Origin of the sequence: Methanosarcina barkeri MS, from assembly GCF_000970025.1 — an archaeon.
In the GTDB taxonomy this organism is placed as follows: Archaea; Halobacteriota; Methanosarcinia; order Methanosarcinales; family Methanosarcinaceae; genus Methanosarcina; species Methanosarcina barkeri.
The window spans coordinates 3,500,943-3,517,709 of record NZ_CP009528.1 but is presented as its reverse complement, the minus strand read 5'-3'; the positions used below and the strand labels follow the sequence as shown (position 1 = coordinate 3,517,709).

The window sequence follows — 16,767 nt, the reverse complement described above, 5'->3', positions numbered from 1 at the left end:
AAAACATCTTTTTGATTAAAACATCTTTTTGATTAAAACATCTTTAATCCTAGATTCGGCAGGTCGACATTTCATTTTCGATAATTTTTACTGATGGCGATTTTAAAATGATGATCCTTTGTTATATGCAATTGTGAGGTTTACATATGATTCAAACATAATCTCTCATACTAAACTTTAATGGAAAAATGATTCAGTGTTTATATGTGTCGTGGAAGTTAAGCTACACGTTAACCAGTTTTAAACTTAATGCAAATTTATCAAATATTCAAAAACGATATCAAAAAAATATCTAAATTCCTTATGTCGACCTGCCGAATCTAGGTTTAATTAAAACGTCTTTGATTAAAATATTTTTGATTAACAGATAACTTTGAGAATAACAAAGTAAAAGGAAAACTTGAAGGATAAAGAATAGATTAAAACATAAACAATAAAGAAGAAAAGAATAAATCTAGGACTTACGCAGTTAAAATGCCGAAAACTTGATATCTTTATAAATATACTTATGGCTTAGTGTTTCTCTAAAAACGTACGGAGTTATGGACATAAATCCACCTAAGTGTACCGACATTGACTACATTAATTTTCTCATTGCGGCTTCTAACGTTTTTAGCTGTACTGAAGCTGCTAGATGTTATCCAGACATAGCTAATGCTCCTTCTCATGATGCTTTTACTCGTTGCCTTCAAAGGCAACCTCCAGACACGGAAGCACTATGGGAGGAAGTAAAAAGTTATGTCAAGCTTAAGGGAGGATACCTAATTGTTGATGATTCAACATTAGATAAACCATACGCAGAAGAAATTGCTTTTGTTCGTCGTATGTGGAGTGGAAAACATCATCGTACTGTAAAGGGAATAGGCCTGGTTACCTTAGTTTGGACTGACGGTACAACCGTTATACCTATCGATTTTCGAATTTATAACATCGATGTAGACGACAAAACAAAGAATGACCATTTCCGTGATATGCTTGACAAGGCCGAAGAACGTGGTTTTAATCCCAAATTCGTTTTATTTGATACATGGTATGCAAGTGTGAAAAACCTTAAAGCCATTAGACAGAAAGAGTGGCATTTCCTTACAAGATTGAAAAATAATCGTTTGGTAAATCCTGACAACAAGGGAAATGTGCCACTTGAAACAGTAGATATTCCTCCAAAAGGACGTGTGGTTCACCTCAAAGCATATGGATTTGTAAAGGTGTTTAGGATAGTTTCAAAAAATGGAGACACGCAACACTGGGTTACAGATGTGCAAGAGATGGATGAAGCAAAACGTGAAGATTTGGCAAAGAAGTCATGGAAAATTGAGGAATATCATAGGGGAATAAAACAGTTCTGTGGTGTCGAAAAATGTCAGGCAAGAAAGGAAGAATCACAAAGAGCACATATAATGTTCTCATTAAGAGCTTTTCTTAGACTGGAATTACAAAGAATCAAAAGTGGAATATCCTGGTTTGAAAGTGCTATGAAAATTAGAAGAGTGGCAGTGACAGAATACTTAAGGAATCCCCAATACACGTTAAATTAATTCAAATATTTGAAAGTTTGGAAAAAACAATATGCTAGGAGCCAACTGCGTAACTCCTAAAATCATCAAAGGATAAAAATACAGAAAATCAAGAGACAATGATAAATATATGGAGGGTTTGGGATAGAAGAAGAGTCTAACGAAAACTTGCTCTGTATCTGTTTTTCGGAAGAACAACTTGCCGAAATAAAGAAATATGCAGGTATCAGTGGTATGGAAGTTGAAGAATTCATAAAGAGCGTTTGCCTGGCTCACTGTCTCCAGCAAATGGAATGTCTCTATGGGGAAAAGACAGGACTACCTGAGGCCGCAGGAAGAACTGCAAAATCGGAGATTGGGATAAACATAGGGCAAAGGAAAGTTGAGTTCAAAGGTCAAAAGCCGAATTCGACCTCAAAAGATCTGCTTGATGGGCCACTTGTTCTGGATCAGCAGTGTATTATGGATTTATTTGCAATCAAACGAGAGTTTGGTAATATTTCAAACAATAAGATTATAACTATCGCTCTGAAACTGGGTCTAAACCAGCTCAGTGTAGCCCTTAGCCTACTTAAAGATAAACTAAAAGAATATGAGTAAGCGTGGAAATAGGGAAGGATTAATATAAACAATCCTTTCCAGTCAATTTTTTTGCAGTTGCAGATTAATTATTCTTACTGTTATAATTGTTGTCAAATCTTACCGTCAAATCTTACCGTCAAATCTTACCGTCAAATCTTACTGTCAAGTCTTACTTTCAGGTTTTTTCAAGTTTACCCTTATACCATTCCAGAAAACTGTCAATAGCCCTGCGTCGGTGGGAAACTTTATTTTTCTCAATATCGCCGAGCTCTCCAAAAGTCATTCCCTGGTACTCAAAAATAGGATCGTACCCAAAACCGCCTGTACCTCTCTCTTCATACGCGATTTTCCCTTCAACTATACCCGGGAAAACCAGAGGCTCTTTTCCGGGCTCGCAGTATCCGATAACGGTCTTAAAATACGCTGTCCTGTCGTTTTCCCCTTCCATGAGCTTAAGCACTTTAGGGTTTCCGAGTCTATCCTCTACGAAACGAGAATAAGGGCCTGGAAAGCCGTTTAAGGCTTTTATGAAAATCCCGGAATCATCTACCATTACAGGCATGTTCATTTTGTTTGCAACATACTGCGCCCCATAGGCTGCAATGGGCTCAAGGTCGTCCTCCTGAAGTTCAGGGTAGCCGTTTTTGTTCTGAACTACTTCAATCCCGAAAGACTTGAGGATATCCCTTACCTCGGCAAATTTGCCTTTATTTCCCGTAACAAATACGATTTTATGCATAACGAGCCCTCTTTTTTATCTCTTCAACACGCTTGAGTACATCCTCTGAATCTATAAAAGTTCTCTGGTACCCTTTTTTGAAAGCTTCGATAAGGGCCTCATGGTTACGGTGTGTACTCTCAAAAGTCTGGAATAGTACATGAACGTCTACTCCTCTGGCCTCAAGTCCTTTGTCGTAATATGCAAGCCCGAAGTCAAGGAGATAAAGCCTCTCGCCTGCAAGCAGGAGATTTGAGGTTGTAAGGTCTCCGTGTACTATACCCGCACTGTGGAGTTTCCCTACAAGTTCTCCTACTTTTTCTGAATGTTCAGGAGTAACCAGGTATTTTATGGGGACACCATCAATATATTGCATCTTGAGCTTGAAATCTTCCACATCATAGATAATCGGCGTAGAAACTCCATGTCTCCGGGCTTCAGACATCAGGCGGGCTTCTGTCCGGTTTCTTTCGACCCTGATCCTTTCATCAATTTCTTTATACCTGTAAGCTTTCGGGACTCTTTCCTTAACAAGTATTTTCTTCCCTTCAGGTCCTTCTTCCAGGTAAACAATAGCCTCGGCTCCGTTATCCAGCATTTCCCCGAGCTTGAGAGAAGTTCCGGGGGAAATTTCAGGAACCCTTTTCATCTTTCCTTCCTGGATCCAGGTCACTTTCACGTCATCAGTCCGGTAACTGGGGTTTACGCGAGAGTCTTCAAGGGAAAGAGTGTTTCCGGACTTATACATCAGAAGCCCGGTATATGCGATCATTGTCCCGTTATCTCCCATGAAGCGTTTTTCGGGCACATAGAACTTCGCGCCTCTGGCCTCGCACATATCGTTTAACATTTCCCGGAGTCTTGTGTTTGCCCCAACTCCTCCTGCCAGCAAGACTTCTTTTTTTCCGGTGTGAGCAAGTGCTCGCTCTGCAACCTCAACAACCATTGCAAAAGCTGTTTCCTGATAAGAATAGCAGACATCCTCAATAGGAGCTTTTTTTAGGGCTTCGCTGGCGGCCGTGGAAAGTCCGGAAAAGGAAAGGTCCATGCCTTTTACCACATAGGGGAGATGGATATATTTCTTTGCGTTTTTTGCATATGCTTCAATCTTTGGCCCTCCGGGGTGCGGCAGGTTAGCTCCCCGAGCAAATTTATCAAGGGCATTTCCAAGCCCTATATCCAGGGTTTCACCAAAGACTCTATACCGTCCTCCCATATAGGAAATAACCTGAGAATTGGCTCCGCTTACGTAAAGAACGACAGGGTCCGTTGCAGGAGTTCTCCAGATCCCAATTTCGATATGAGCGATACAGTGATTGACCCCTATCAGTGGAACTCCAAGAGATATGGAAAGCATTCTGGCTGCCGTTGCAACCGTCCTCAGGCACGGCCCAAGTCCAGGCCCCTGGGAAAAAGCTATCCCATCAATATCTGAAGGCTTGACTCCTTTTTCTTTTGCTTCTGCAAGAAGCCTTTTTATAACGCTGGCTGCGTACTTTGCATGATGCTGGGCTGCTTCCCTGGGATGAATCCCCCCGGCTGTGGGTTTATAGGTCTCTGTGACCTCGGCAATAATCTCGGTTTCGGTCACGATTGCGGCACTCAGGTTCCAGGCAGTGCCCTCGATTCCAAGGATGAACGTGTTTTTCAAGGCTTACGGTCTCCTTCCAGTCCTTTTTGCTGTCACTGCCTTCGATAATACAGGAGAGAACTTATATACGTTTGCATCTTCCGAGTTCCGTCACCCGAGTTCCGTCTCGGGAGGACGGGGTCGTTTCGCTGCCCGAGTTTCGCATCGGGATCACAGAAAATCGTAGAGTTTCTGGGAGTTGCGATGTAATCGCAACAGCACGAAGCCCTTTTCGCTTCGCTCAAGAGGGCTGAATTATGGACAAGAGAAGTTGTTTTTTCAACTCGATGAAATGGGTTGATTTACCTGCAAGCCTTTTTAAAAAACTGTTTAACCGCAAGCCTTTTCAAAAAAGGCTTGACAGAAAACTCTGGCAACGTTTGAATTCGAGGAACTTATTCCCGAACCCTATCGGCGTGATCAACCGGCGCAACGGTTGCGCTCAAGAGGGCTAATTTATAGAATTTATAGATTTCATTTCACTCGTTTAAGCGGACTTTTACTTTTTTCCAGAGCTTCAAAAATCTCGCTTCAAAAATCTCCGAGTTTTCTCACGCTTTCTTCCATAGGTTCGGGAGAGAACAGGCTTTTCTCAAGCTTTTCACCAAACTCCTCAAGTATGGATTCAGGAATATCGAGATCAGGGTATGGAGGCGTAAGAGGTTCAAGCTCTTCTTCGTTCGGTTTGCCTTGCCTGAAACCGGGTAGGAGCAGGATGAAAAACAAAAACAGGATAAAGACTATGTATTCTCTACCGTAAACCGGCCATGAAATATTCCCTGTGAGAGAAAAAAGGTGATTTATATAAGCTGCGGGCCAGGAGATAATTGGAAGGGATGACGCTGCCGGATGGGACAGCAGAAGACCAAATATAATAAGGAAAATTAACCCGAAACTGAGCTTTTTAAGCAGGCGTTTTGTTCTTGCATCAAGCCACCATTTCCACCAGGCAGGTTTCAGAGGACCTGTACGAAGATTTTTAAGGAGCAAGTCTGCAGGCTTTTTAACTTCGGCTGGGGGATTCAATCTCAGGCATTCATTAAGCCGATCGGCGGCTTTTCGGAAGTAATGCACTCGGCAATAAAAAAGTCCCAGAAAATAAAGGGCATAAGCTTTCAGTTCATTATCTTCGGACCTTTGCCAGATGGCTGCTTTTTCAAGTTTTCCTGCAGCTGCAAGAAGCATATGCCTGAATCGTGCGCTATTTTCCTCAAAAGATGCTTCTGCGTACACATATCTCGCGTACACATCCCAGAGCAGCAGTCTCTGGTCTTCCGAATCCAGGGCAAGAGCTCGCCTGAAGGACTCAAGTGCTTCCTCACACGCCTGCTCTTCAAGTTCTACCCGACCTTTAAGGTTTCTTGAAAATGAATTCTCTGGGGCTTCTGCAATGGAAGCTTCGAGTTCTTTTAATGCACTCCTGCTGTCCCCAAGCCTGAAGTAAAGCTCCGCGAGCCCGTTTTTTGCGTGAGAATTTTTTGGATTTATATAGATTGCTTTCCTGTATGCCTTAAGAGCTCTTTCAAAATCTCCCAGCCGGAAACAGGCAAAGCCCAGCAGGCACGAAGGTAAATCCGAGTTAATCTCGTCAGTTGTCAGATTCTCAAGGACTGAAATGGCTTTCTCAAACTCTTGCAGCCTTATGAGGGCAAAAGCTTTCATGACTGAAGCCTGGGTGTTTTGAGGGTCGAGGGTAAGGATTCTGTCAAACGCTTTCAGGGCTTTTTCCCACTCTCCACAGTGCGCAAAAACCAGGCTTTTTCCAGAACATGCAATATTCTCAGCTTCAGTAAGTTTCTTGGCGCTCTCAAAAGCTGTTAAAGCATCCTGATATCTTCCAAGGGCATCCAGAGTAAGCCCTTTAGCATTCCAGAGAATTTTCAGCCTGAAATTTAGTTCATCAGGGCTTAAACTCCCAGGTTCTTTGTACTTCCCATTTTTTATTGCTTTCTCTGCTTCTGTGGCTGCATAAAGATCCTTTTCGGCATCTTCAAACGTTTCCAGGGCTTTTTCATAATTTTTCAGGCAGAGAAGGGTGATTCCTTTGCAAACCCGAGGAAAAGAGCTTTCATATTCATTTTTTGTGGCCTTTTCAAAAGCTTTAAGAGCTTCCCCATACTCTCCCAACTCGGCAAAAGCAAAACCCCGGTACTTCCAGCTCTCACCTCCAATTTCTCCTTCAGGAAGCCCTCCAGATAATTCCAGATATTTTTTAAAAGCTGTCTGAAGCTGACTTTCAAGAATCTCATCAAAGTCTTTATCTTGATGCCTAAGTCTGGAAATAGTGACACCACGGTTATATCGTGCAGGCAGGCTTTCATAGTCAAGTTCCAGGAGGGTCTCATAGGTCTCAAGAGCTTCACTGTATCTTCCAAGCTTATAGAGTGCATTTCCCCTTCCGTTCCACGCAAAAAGGTTTTCTGAATCAAGTCTGAGAGCCTCTTCGAAGCTTTCAAAAGCTCTTGAATAATCCCCAAGCGTATAATATACCTTTCCAAGACCGCAAAAAATGCCGCAATTTTCAGTTCCAGAGGAAAGGGCTTTTTTATAAGCCTGCAAAGCTTCATGAGGCATCCGCATAGCTAGAAAGCAGTTGCCTGTTCCTCTCCATCCTTCCTAACTTAAAGGCTCGGTCTCAAGAACTTTCCTGAAAGCATCAAGAGATTCCTGGTATCTTCCAAGTGCCAGCAGGGCTTTTCCTTTGCCGGCTTTTGCCTCTATAATAGAGTTGTCCAGTTCAAGCACACTTTCAAACACGTCAAGAGCTTTCTGGGGCCTGCCAAGCTGTCCGAGAAGCCTGCCTTTTTCTAGCCTGTTTTTTACGTTTCCTGGCTCAAGGATAAGGCTTTTTTCGAAAGCTGAAAGTGCTTCCTCTTTTCTTCCTATGCTTTCGAGAATTCTTCCCTGAGTTTCCCAGGCCGCAGCAGATGCGGGTTCGAGTTCCAGAGCCTTTTCACAGGTTCTCAAAGCTTCTCTCCTTCTTCCCAGGGCAAGGTATGATTTTGCCTCGCCTTCCCATGCTCCTGAATGCGAAGGTTCCAGTTTCAGGGTTTTTCCATAAGCCTCAAGTGCTTCTTCATTTCTCCCAAGCACGGACAGGGTTGTTCCTCTATAGTACCAGATCTTCAGGTTTTCTGGATTTAACTCGGATGCTCTGGTAAAAGCCTGCAGTGCTTCTTTGTCTCGTGAGAGCTGTTTTAAAGCAAGCCCGCTGTAGTACAGGGCACCGATGTGCTTTTCATCTTTCCCAAGTACACCATTAAAAGCTTCAAGCGCCTGTTCTGGCAGGTTCAGGTATCCGAAGGTAAGCCCTTTGAAGTATTGGGCAGGAATATTTTCAGGATCATAATCAAGTGCCTTTTCAAAAGCCTGCAGCGCTTCTTCCGGACGTTCCAGATAGCGAAGTATATTTCCCCTGTACTGCCAGGCGACGCTATTCTCAGGATTTACCTTAAGTACGGCATCAAAAGCCTCAAGTGCCTTCTCAAAATTTTTCTCTGCACCGATCTGGTTTTTCAAGTTCAAAAGAGCAAGAGCTTTACTGTACCAGGCTCTGGCATAAAGAAAATTCATAAGCCCTCGGAATCTTTTAGTAAAATTTAGCAAATTTAAAATTCATTTAATTATATACGATACCTATTATAAATACGGGCGTAGAAGATAGTTACTGATTTAGTTTCCAGGAATTCGCCGGCTCCTTTAAACTTAAGCCTGAATAGTTAGGCCTGGACATTTTATCATAAAAAGATATTCGATGGAAAATTAGCTCTCTTGGCTCAGTTAAATATCTTCATATAATTCGTTCCTCTTGAGCTAATGAAGTGATCTAAAATGTCTCCTTCCACCCCGAAACTCGAGTAATTCAGTCCTCTTGAGCTAATGAAGTGATCTAAAAATGTCCCTTTCCTCCAAAAAAAACTCGGGTGACGGAATTCGGGTGAGTGAAATGAACCGCAGGCAATCTCCTGCGGCTCGGATTGAAAAAGAGTCAGATTAATTCTTGAAATGGATTACTTCTTGAATTCGGTATAGCCGCACTTCCCGCAGGCGAGGCGGTTCTTGTGATCGGCTAGGAACGTACCTGGTCCGCATCTGGGACAGAACTGTTTGATTCTTGTTACGGAGTCGCCCTGGACTTTATAGTAATCTTTTACTGCCATTTATATGCACCTCGCTTAAGCCTCTTCTCCCTCAGTTTCCGTTCCCGGGGTAGTGTTTCTCTTCATGACGTATTCCAGTTCTACTTCCTTCATACGGTCGGCATTTTCATAGATTTTGGCATAGCCCTTACCTTCTTTCATTCCGTATTCGGTTTTCATTTTCTGGACTACCACCAGTTCAAGAGGGGCGTTCAGCATTGCAGCGAGTTTATTCCTGACATCATTTCTGGAAGGAGTCGAACCTTCATATTTCACAATGAAATCCAGTTCCCTTCGATTTAAAAGTGCATTATCCTTGTCTTTAAGAATTCTTATGTCCATCTAAAATTCTCCGTAGCTTATCCAATTCGTAATTCTGATTTTTGCTGATGAGTTTTTCAAAGAGAGTTCTTATCTCCCCTTTTTTCTCCTCAGTGACCTTTACAAAGACCACACCCTCATCGGGCTGTCCATACAGGACTACAGAGTCCAGAGGAGCCAGAAGGATTACAGGAAGGGTTGCCAGATCCTCTTCTCCCCTTACAAAGATCCTGAGAGGCTTCTCGGAAGCAAACGCTTCACAAAGGGTTTTAATTAATTCATCGGTAATAATTCCTGCAGGGTTGTCCACAGATACTTCGCTATAAACCTTGTCCATATTCCGGGCTGAGACATCACTGGAAACCGGCTTTCTTTTGGTACGGTTGTCCACAATACAGATATCCGGAATAATTCCGACCTCAAGCAGGTGGAAGGTAGTAACATCCCCTACGGATATAAGTTTTGTGGGGCTTCCAAGTTCTCCTTCAAACTTCTCTATAGTATCCCTGCCCTTGCCCCTGTAAAGCGTACCTAGGGGTTTCTTCATCAGTGGACGAAGTTCTCTTGGAAGCTCGATATGAACACTCAAATCAGCGCACCTTCAAAGCAAATTTATCAGGAATGTCAACCCCAAGCTTTTTTGCTATTTCTGAGCGTTCAGGGTCCAGGATAATTACAAGCCCACTCCATTCCTCTGCAAGGTCTGAAGTCCCACAGATCGGGCAGTTTTGCCCTTCCAGAACTCTCATGCAATGTCGACATACTTTTTCTGCCATACAAATCCTCTTCCTTTTCAGGCAGCTCCTTCAGGAACAGCTTCATGAGACTGTTTCTTTTTACGGGCTTCCTCAATCCACTGCAGCTTTCCAAGAGCAGTCTGACGCATAGTAAGGCCTATTTTACTTTCTTTGGGTTCTCTCTCGTTAATGCTTACAGCGACAACCCTGGCCCTTACATGGTCACCTTCAGCAATGGATTTTCCTCCGTTCTTTGTCACAAGCCTTGCGTTCTTGGCGTCGTATGAAATAAAATCGTCCGTAATCTGGCTGACGTGAAGCAAGCCGTCCATTGGTCCCATCCCTACGAAAACTCCGAAACCAACGGTTTCAACAACTTCACCCTCAATAATCTCCTGGAGCTCAGGCACGAACATTATTGCTTCGAATGTAACATCGTAATATACTGCTCCGTCTCCTACGAGGATATGCCCTTCTCCTATCTCGACTATCTTGCAAATTGCGACGAGGGCACCAAGTTTTTTGTCAACCTGACCCTCGAGTTTTTCTCTTAACGCGTTTTTAACAGTTTGCGACACCTCTTCCCCTAAAAGGGTAGGAGGGATACGGACCGTATCAACGAGCTTCATCATTTTATACATCTGCTAATCACCCGTAAAAACAATCAATTTAATGCTGCCCGGTAAAATAACATGGTTCAGACAAAGTCCAGTTTATTTTTCTGTCTCAGGGATATGGTCTGGATTCCTTTTTCGGCAAGCCTGCGCTTTAACCCGATATCATTTGTCAGAACAGCTGCTCTCATTTCTTTTGCTAGCCTGAGAATTACATCATCTGCAGGGCCTACAGCAGGAGTTATAAGCTCGCACCTATTCATCATGGACCTAGCAACCTTTGCAGCTGTTCTGTCCGAACCTCTTTCCCGCTTTATGAGTTTTTCTATCTCGAATACTACAGCCTCAGGAACAAAAAATTCGTCAAATCCCAGTCTTTTCAGTTCTTCGAAAATATCCACTCCGAACTGGACCGGGATCATGAACCCATTAGTATCAATTATAACTTTCAACTCTTAATTACCCCTACTCCAATAAGCCGCCAGCGAGAGTCGATTCTCCTGCTGATAGCAACCCTTGACCCAATGGCTGCGCTAATCGGGCGTTTAAGGGCCACCTGCGCTTCATTTTTCCTTGCACTTGTAACCACACCAACTGTGGTTGCGGTTCCTATATTGAGCATAAGGGGTTCACTGGTTTTGATTTCATTGATTTTTTCTTCTCTTGTAACGCCCACTACCCTTTCGAGCAGGTGTAATTCCATAACGAACTGATGTCTGGTCTCAGGAAGGGTACCAGGTGCGCCTGCAATCTGTCCTGTTAAAGAGTCACCTTTTGTCAGGGTAGGGTCAAGATAAGTTCCAACAGCTAGAAGGCCTCCGGGAGTTGCTTCCTCTACCTTTGTTTCACCTGCAAAGATAGACGAAATCGTTGTCATAATCGGAACCCATCTTGTAGTGCCTTCGGTTGTAACCTTGATTCCTGGCCTTATTTCCAGCTCGTCTCCGGGATGAAGTACTCCCTCGGTCAGAGTTCCTCCGATAACGCCCCCACGCATTTCCTCAATTGAAGCTCCTGGCCTGTTAATGTCAAAAGAACGAGCAATCAACATGCTGGCAGGCTTGTCTACTTTGTGGACAGGAGTGGGAATCACGGTTTCCAGAGTATCGATAAGGACATCGATATTAATATTCTGCTGAGCCGAGATCGGGATGATAGGGGCATTTTCTGCGACTGTGCCTTTAACAAATTCTTTTATCTGGCGATAGTTCTCGAGAAGGCGTTCTCTGGATACAAGGTCAATTTTATTTTGCACTATAACAATATTCTTAATTCCTATAATATCCAGTGCCATAAGGTGTTCTTTTGTCTGGGGCTGCGGGCAGTCTTCATTTGCTGCAATTACTAGTACTGCCCCATCCATAATAGCAGCACCTGAGAGCATAGTAGCCATAAGGGTTTCGTGTCCAGGAGCATCTACAAAGGACACTGTCCTGTGTTCTTCCGTCTTTTCTCCACAGTTAGGGCAGGTCTTTTCTACAGTATAACATTGGGGAGAAGGGCATTTGGGACATTTTCTGAATAGGGAGTCTGCATACCCCAGTCTGATAGAAATCCCTCTTTTTACTTCCTCACTATGTGTATCTGTCCAAAAGCCTGATAAGGCTTTAACAAGTGTGGTTTTTCCATGGTCGACATGTCCTACCATGCCGATATTAACGCAAGGCTGACTCAAGTTGTAATTTCCTCCAGTAAAGTGAAGTGATCCGATATAAGACAGGTCTATTATCCTAAACCTGAACCATAAAATTTGGAATTACTTTTTCCAGTAGATCCGCAGATTCCAACCCTTAACTCATCTGGTCTGTAATTCAAAATGCAATTATGAATTAAAGCGGGTCTTGGGGAACGAAAATATTCCTCAGCCCAGTCCATAGTCTGGATTTCCTGAATTGGGAGTCTGGGTAAATTCTATTATTGTGTTTTCGTATCACGATTTAAAGCTTGCAGATTCAGGTGATACTTTTAAAGTTTACGGTATCCTGCATAGTTAATATCTACTAATGCCGGAAAGCCTTAATAAATTTATGTGACGATAGCGTCAAGCTTCTCTAGTTCGAGGGCGCGCCTGATCTCAAAGGCCAGTCTTCTTCCTGTACTCATTGGTCTTCTCCAGAGAGAGTTGCCGTAAGAATGACCTACTGACATATGAACATTGGTCCCGCCGCCTACTCTTGGTGCCACATCATAAATATAGAAGTTAAGATCCTTATCAACGCAGGTCTGCAGGCAGAAAGGTCCTATAATTCCGGGAGAATAATATTCCTGTGTAGCTTTTACATATTTTTCTCCCATCTGGAAGACTTTCTCAAGAAGAGACTCGCGCAGTGTTGCAGAGTTATGTCCGCATACCGTGTATTCAGGAGTTAACTGGCTTTCGGCCAGGGATATTTGCTGCGGGGCAGGAAGTCTTACGTGCCCATCAAGGCTGGTCTCAAAGCGCCAGTCAATCCCAAGGAGTTCCAGCTTACTCATTTTCGGCTCGATTGGGGAATAAAACATATCAAAGTTGAATACAGGACCTATGATATAGCGCTCTATCCTTGCATTCTCAAGGGCCTCACGTGTGATAACTCCCTGCTTAATTAGAGACTCGGATTTCTCCGTATATTCTCTGTAACTTGAAGCGGTAAAAAATCCCCGTTCGAGTTTTTTTACTGCATGCGGGAGCTTGACCATTACAAGCTCATTGATATCCTTTGGAGACTCGATTTTTTCCGGAAAAGGAAGTCCTGCTTTTTCCAGAATCCAGTAATAGCTCTGCTGCTCACTGCGTTCCTCGCTCCGGAGAAGGTTCCTGCTTCCCACAAGAGGCACTCTGAAGTTCTCTTCGATCTCATCTATACTGCAGTATGAAGTAAAGGATCTGTTCGGGACAAAAAGCACATTTTCATTAACCAGTTTCTGCTGGTTTTCGGGCAGGAGAATTTCATTGAACTTTTTGAAAACAATGGCCTCGTCAACAATCCCCCTCATTACTTTTCCAGAAAGGTCTCTCTGAGCCCTGAAGTATTCGCTGTATGTTTTTTCTCTGCCAGCCTGGCATACAGCAAGAGTCCTGAATTTCTCTTCAACTGCCCCGTCACAGATGTCGAGTCCTGAGTGAGAGCCTATAGTTCCGATTTTTATCTCATCAGCGTGGGTATAGTAGCCTTCAACGATTTCCTTAATTTCGTTCCTGTCAATCATATTTGATGTTCCTTGGTCTTGGAAATGATTCCTTTCAATGAAATGGTAATAGATATGGCTTTCAAACCTGCTACTCGATGAAGATTCCTCGAAACGCAGGTCTTGCGACTAGTTGCCAGGTATTATGAAGTAAAAATCCTGATAGGTTTTCCCCATTAACGGCTTTACCTATTAAATCCCTTTCTAATATAAGTAACCATTTATATAATGAAAGAAAACAAGAAAGCACTAAAGCCAGAAAAAGATAGGCCAGAACAAACATCTGAAACTTTTCCACTGGTTTCCAGTTTCTGAGTTTACTCCATTTTTGAAACTTTCCCGTTAGTTTCCAGTTTCTGAGTTTCCATAGTTTTTGACACTTTCTTAAACTAGTCGTGTCCGTAAGTTATTGACTATTTCAGAAAAAGCAAGTACAACCCCATCATTTGAGGAAAATATAGAGATATTCTTGTGCTTATGATTTTCAATAACTCACACACACTACCAAATTCCTTAACCAAATACAAATGAATGGAATACCTGTTTATGGTCAAAAATATGAATCATCGTAATTTTGAAACAAGCTTAAAAGAATATGAAAAGAGATAGTAATCATTACCCCCTGTTCAAAGGTAAGAATTACTGTAAATTTCTCCTTTCGATGTGGTGTGTTAGTTAATTAAAATACATTTCCATTATTTATTCATCACTTCTGCTTCTTTTCTTCTGCGAGAGTGACCTTCTTCCCACAAATATCGCATTTTCCTTCTTCAGTAATACAGGGCTGCTTGGGAGCTTCTCCTCCACAAATTCCACATTTTACCATATCATTTCACCTCTTTTATTCCAATCCCGGACCTTTCGCCCATTATTAATATATTAGTAATTGATTTATATTTAATCGGCATAAAAATATACAAAATGCATTTCAGTGACCGGATAAATATATCTCGGAATAACCTTTGACTTGACTTTCACAGATATACCAAGAATGAATTGTTAGATAACGAAAGTCGTAGTGTCTAATGAAAATAAATCCAAAATTGTCTAAAATTAGTAGCTACGATACTGGTATGTAAATATAATCCCAAAATTGTATGAAGTTTACGGGCTCGATGCATAGCGAGTTTAAAAAACAAAAAATTATTGAATTTGGATAAAATCGCTATCAAACAGACTATTTTTCATCTACAACATTAACTGTGCAATCTAATGTTATCGTTTTTTCATGATCTTTGAAAGATGAGTTTGAACATTACCAGGGGATAATATCGTAAACCTCGAATATTGGATCGTCCTATAATAATAAAAAGTCTCAAAAATGGGTAGTGTCCGTGAGTTATTGATTAATTCTGGCTGATTAATTCTTATATTACGGACACAACTCCAATCATTATCAAGATTTGGGAACCTTTCCTCAGATCTTACGTTTTTCAGTAATTACCCCGACTCTTAAACCGAACTAAGGATAACAGGCGTAATAAAAGTCTCAATTATAGCTGCAACCAGAAGAAGAGGCAAGATCCAGTGGAAATAAAACGTAAGTCCCTCTTTAAATTCACTTTTTATCTGGGTAGATCTCCCTATAAGGGCAGAAAATACCTGGTACCCGAGCCGAAACCCTATTCCTGCAGAAAGGAAGACCATAGGCAATTCCAGTATCCCATGAGGGAGAAGACCAAGCAAAATAAAAAGCGGTCCTCTTTCCTGAGCTATAAGATAAACGATGACTCCCACAACATATCCATTAAAGGCGATAAAAAGTATCGGAAGAATTCCCAGAGCCAACCCGAGTACCAGAAAAAGCAGGCTTAAAAATGCATTATTAAGAAAAATTGTAAACATTATAAAAAGAGGGTTCATTGTCATAATTGACGAAAAACGGGAGCTAAAGCTTTCTCTGAGAGTCTCAGCCATAGAAGGGAAACTTGCAGCTGAATAATAGCCTACGACTAAAAATACAAAAAATATAAAGGCCATAAGAAGTGCATAAGGCCAGATAAATCGCAGATATCTAGACCCTTTTTTTGGATCTTTTCTGCTGTCACGCCAGGTTTCTGCTGCGCTGCTTCCGGGAAATAAATCTTTCTCTTCTGTAGCATATCCCCTGTTTTCTATCTCTCCTTCAGGAGTTCCTGTAGTCTGTATTCCTTCTTTTCTCTCCTCTGAATTATAATCGTCCTCTTTTTCCATACCTATCCCCACGTATTCTTAGCTTATTTTCCTGTTTCAAATACATATAACGCTTGACAAATATCTTTTTATCTCAAATTCCCATCATCATCCGGATAGTGTTCCGGGTTGCAGGAGAGAGACCAAGGATCAAAATGACCATTTTTATTAGTACTTTCAAGTTCAAGGAACGCTCATCATCCTCAAACTGAGTGTCAAGAACATAAAGAACCCCTACGAAGATAATAAGCTTTAATGGATACATAACCAATGCGGTGCCGGTCAAGTTAATAAGATAGGTGGGCACTACATGCTTTTCAAAGTATCCAAGATGATCTACTCCTATGTATGTCGAAGAAGCATCCATCAAGTGAGCCATCAGGATAGAAAGGTTCAGGGGATTGGTGAATATTGAAGACTTGAAATGACGGGCAATAAGATAAAAGATAAAGGTTAAACCTGTTCCTGCCACGATTACGAATACGGGAACGTAAGGATATACTATATTATCGAAATGGAGGAGGACAGCAAGATTTATGAAAAACAATGCGAGTCCGAAGCCTGCAAAGGTGAGATGAAAATCCTTTACAAGCCCTGCTTTCTGCATCCGGATTGAAATCCAGAGACAGCCTACGGTTATCGCAAAAACCAGGAAGTAAATATTGGGAGTTATGAGAAGATAGCTAAATGGCGGGTGGAAGATACCTGCAGGAGAATCTTCAATTACACGCAGGGAAGACCCTGCAAGTACGAAAGGCAGGACAGACGCAATAAATCGGGGAGTTATTTTTACCTCAAGCTTTTCGAGCAGCCTGAAAACCCCAAATATGCAAATACCCAATATTATTGCCCAGGTAATGGTGTTTACTGGATTATACCCTTCATCGCCTCTTATGGGGTCAAGATAATAGGTATTAATAAACTGTGAGACATTATCTATTGAAAAACTCATCTTATCACTCATTCAAAATGGCAATATCCTAATACAATCAATACTTAAAATGTATACGCCGAACTTACTTCCTTAGTCAAGAGGGTAGTATTCTTCTCCAGTGTGCGATCTTCGTTCTAATGTAAGATATTTCTTTCCGAAGGGTTCCACCCAATAAGCGTTAGCAATATTATATAAGCTTTAATGTATTACGGTATTTTTATAATTATTTATAATATTC

The 16,767-nt window shown here is 41.9% G+C and carries 18 protein-coding genes; 3 read left to right on the top strand and 15 right to left on the bottom strand.

The features are described from left to right. The first annotated feature begins 542 nt into the window (after nt 1-542). Together MSBRM_RS14165 and MSBRM_RS14160 are read left to right on the top strand one after the other, a co-directional pair. Nucleotides 543-1,535 carry an IS701 family transposase gene (locus tag MSBRM_RS14165; protein WP_048155834.1) on the top strand — a complete coding sequence of 331 codons (993 nt, stop codon included), beginning with the start codon at nt 543-545 and terminating at the stop codon, nt 1,533-1,535. A gap of 147 nt (nt 1,536-1,682) precedes the next feature. Further along, entirely contained in the window at nt 1,683-2,114 is a 432-nt protein-coding gene (locus tag MSBRM_RS14160; RefSeq protein ID WP_230628915.1) for a hypothetical protein, read from the top strand. A gap of 157 nt (nt 2,115-2,271) precedes the next feature. Here the strand turns inward: MSBRM_RS14160 and MSBRM_RS14155 are convergent, their stop codons facing one another. From MSBRM_RS14155 to MSBRM_RS20580, 3 genes are read right to left on the bottom strand one after another with little or no spacing between them, the layout of a single operon-like run. Then, entirely contained in the window at nt 2,272-2,835 is a 564-nt protein-coding gene (locus MSBRM_RS14155; protein ID WP_048121273.1) for an XTP/dITP diphosphatase, read from the bottom strand. Continuing rightward, nucleotides 2,828-4,465: a bifunctional N(6)-L-threonylcarbamoyladenine synthase/serine/threonine protein kinase gene (locus tag MSBRM_RS14150; protein WP_048121271.1), complete on the bottom strand. Its 1,638-nt coding sequence runs from the start codon at nt 4,463-4,465 to the stop codon at nt 2,828-2,830. The genes MSBRM_RS14155 and MSBRM_RS14150 overlap by 8 nt, the downstream gene beginning before the upstream one ends. A 32-nt stretch (nt 4,466-4,497) precedes the next feature. Then, nucleotides 4,498-4,689: a hypothetical protein gene (locus tag MSBRM_RS20580; protein ID WP_141706504.1), complete on the bottom strand. Its 192-nt coding sequence runs from the start codon at nt 4,687-4,689 to the stop codon at nt 4,498-4,500. 12 nt (nt 4,690-4,701) lie between these two features. Here MSBRM_RS20580 and MSBRM_RS20575 point away from each other — a divergent pair, with 12 nt between their 5' ends. Further along, entirely contained in the window at nt 4,702-4,899 is a 198-nt protein-coding gene (locus MSBRM_RS20575) for a hypothetical protein (RefSeq protein ID WP_141706503.1), read from the top strand. Nucleotides 4,900-4,975: 76 nt separating this feature from the next. Here MSBRM_RS20575 and MSBRM_RS14145 read toward each other — a convergent pair whose 3' ends face one another. The 12 genes from MSBRM_RS14145 to MSBRM_RS14090 all read right to left on the bottom strand — a co-directional run bounded on the left by MSBRM_RS14145 (nt 4,976) and on the right by MSBRM_RS14090 (nt 16,547). Beyond that, a complete protein-coding gene (locus MSBRM_RS14145; RefSeq protein WP_230668901.1) occupies nt 4,976-7,018 on the bottom strand; it encodes a tetratricopeptide repeat protein in 2,043 nt (680 codons plus the stop codon). A 42-nt stretch (nt 7,019-7,060) separates the two neighbouring features. Beyond that, nucleotides 7,061-8,017, bottom strand: coding sequence for a tetratricopeptide repeat protein (locus tag MSBRM_RS21480; RefSeq protein WP_230668899.1), 957 nt, complete (start codon nt 8,015-8,017; stop codon nt 7,061-7,063). Nucleotides 8,018-8,454: 437 nt separating this feature from the next. Further along, nucleotides 8,455-8,604 (bottom strand): 30S ribosomal protein S27ae, encoded by a 150-nt coding sequence (locus MSBRM_RS14140; RefSeq protein ID WP_048109017.1) that lies wholly within the window; start codon nt 8,602-8,604, stop codon nt 8,455-8,457. Between the two features lie 15 nt (nt 8,605-8,619). Then, on the bottom strand, nt 8,620-8,925 hold the full coding sequence (locus MSBRM_RS14135) for a 30S ribosomal protein S24e (protein WP_048156092.1): 306 nt from the start codon (nt 8,923-8,925) through the stop codon (nt 8,620-8,622). Then, nucleotides 8,906-9,493, bottom strand: a complete 588-nt coding sequence (locus MSBRM_RS14130; protein ID WP_048121264.1) for a GTP-dependent dephospho-CoA kinase family protein — start codon at nt 9,491-9,493, stop codon at nt 8,906-8,908. The genes MSBRM_RS14135 and MSBRM_RS14130 overlap by 20 nt, the downstream gene beginning before the upstream one ends. 1 nt (nt 9,494) lies before the next feature. Beyond that, entirely contained in the window at nt 9,495-9,680 is a 186-nt protein-coding gene (gene spt4, locus MSBRM_RS14125; RefSeq protein ID WP_011305323.1) for a transcription elongation factor subunit Spt4, read from the bottom strand. Nucleotides 9,681-9,697: 17 nt separating this feature from the next. Further along, nucleotides 9,698-10,282, bottom strand: coding sequence for a DNA-directed RNA polymerase (locus tag MSBRM_RS14120; protein WP_048121263.1), 585 nt, complete (start codon nt 10,280-10,282; stop codon nt 9,698-9,700). A 56-nt stretch (nt 10,283-10,338) separates the two neighbouring features. Next, the gene (locus tag MSBRM_RS14115) at nt 10,339-10,707 is read right to left on the bottom strand and encodes a DNA-binding protein (RefSeq protein ID WP_048121261.1); all 369 of its coding nucleotides are present in this window, start codon (nt 10,705-10,707) and stop codon (nt 10,339-10,341) included. Then, nucleotides 10,704-11,930: a translation initiation factor IF-2 subunit gamma gene (locus tag MSBRM_RS14110; RefSeq protein WP_048121259.1), complete on the bottom strand. Its 1,227-nt coding sequence runs from the start codon at nt 11,928-11,930 to the stop codon at nt 10,704-10,706. The genes MSBRM_RS14115 and MSBRM_RS14110 overlap by 4 nt, the downstream gene beginning before the upstream one ends. 350 nt (nt 11,931-12,280) lie before the next feature. After that, the gene (locus MSBRM_RS14105; protein ID WP_048156090.1) at nt 12,281-13,444 is read right to left on the bottom strand and encodes a formate--phosphoribosylaminoimidazolecarboxamide ligase family protein; all 1,164 of its coding nucleotides are present in this window, start codon (nt 13,442-13,444) and stop codon (nt 12,281-12,283) included. Between the two features lie 1,431 nt (nt 13,445-14,875). Beyond that, the gene (locus tag MSBRM_RS14095; protein WP_048121253.1) at nt 14,876-15,616 is read right to left on the bottom strand and encodes a stage II sporulation protein M; all 741 of its coding nucleotides are present in this window, start codon (nt 15,614-15,616) and stop codon (nt 14,876-14,878) included. Nucleotides 15,617-15,689: 73 nt separating this feature from the next. Beyond that, nucleotides 15,690-16,547 carry a DUF63 family protein gene (locus tag MSBRM_RS14090; protein ID WP_048123481.1) on the bottom strand — a complete coding sequence of 286 codons (858 nt, stop codon included), beginning with the start codon at nt 16,545-16,547 and terminating at the stop codon, nt 15,690-15,692. Nucleotides 16,548-16,767: the final 220 nt, after the last annotated feature.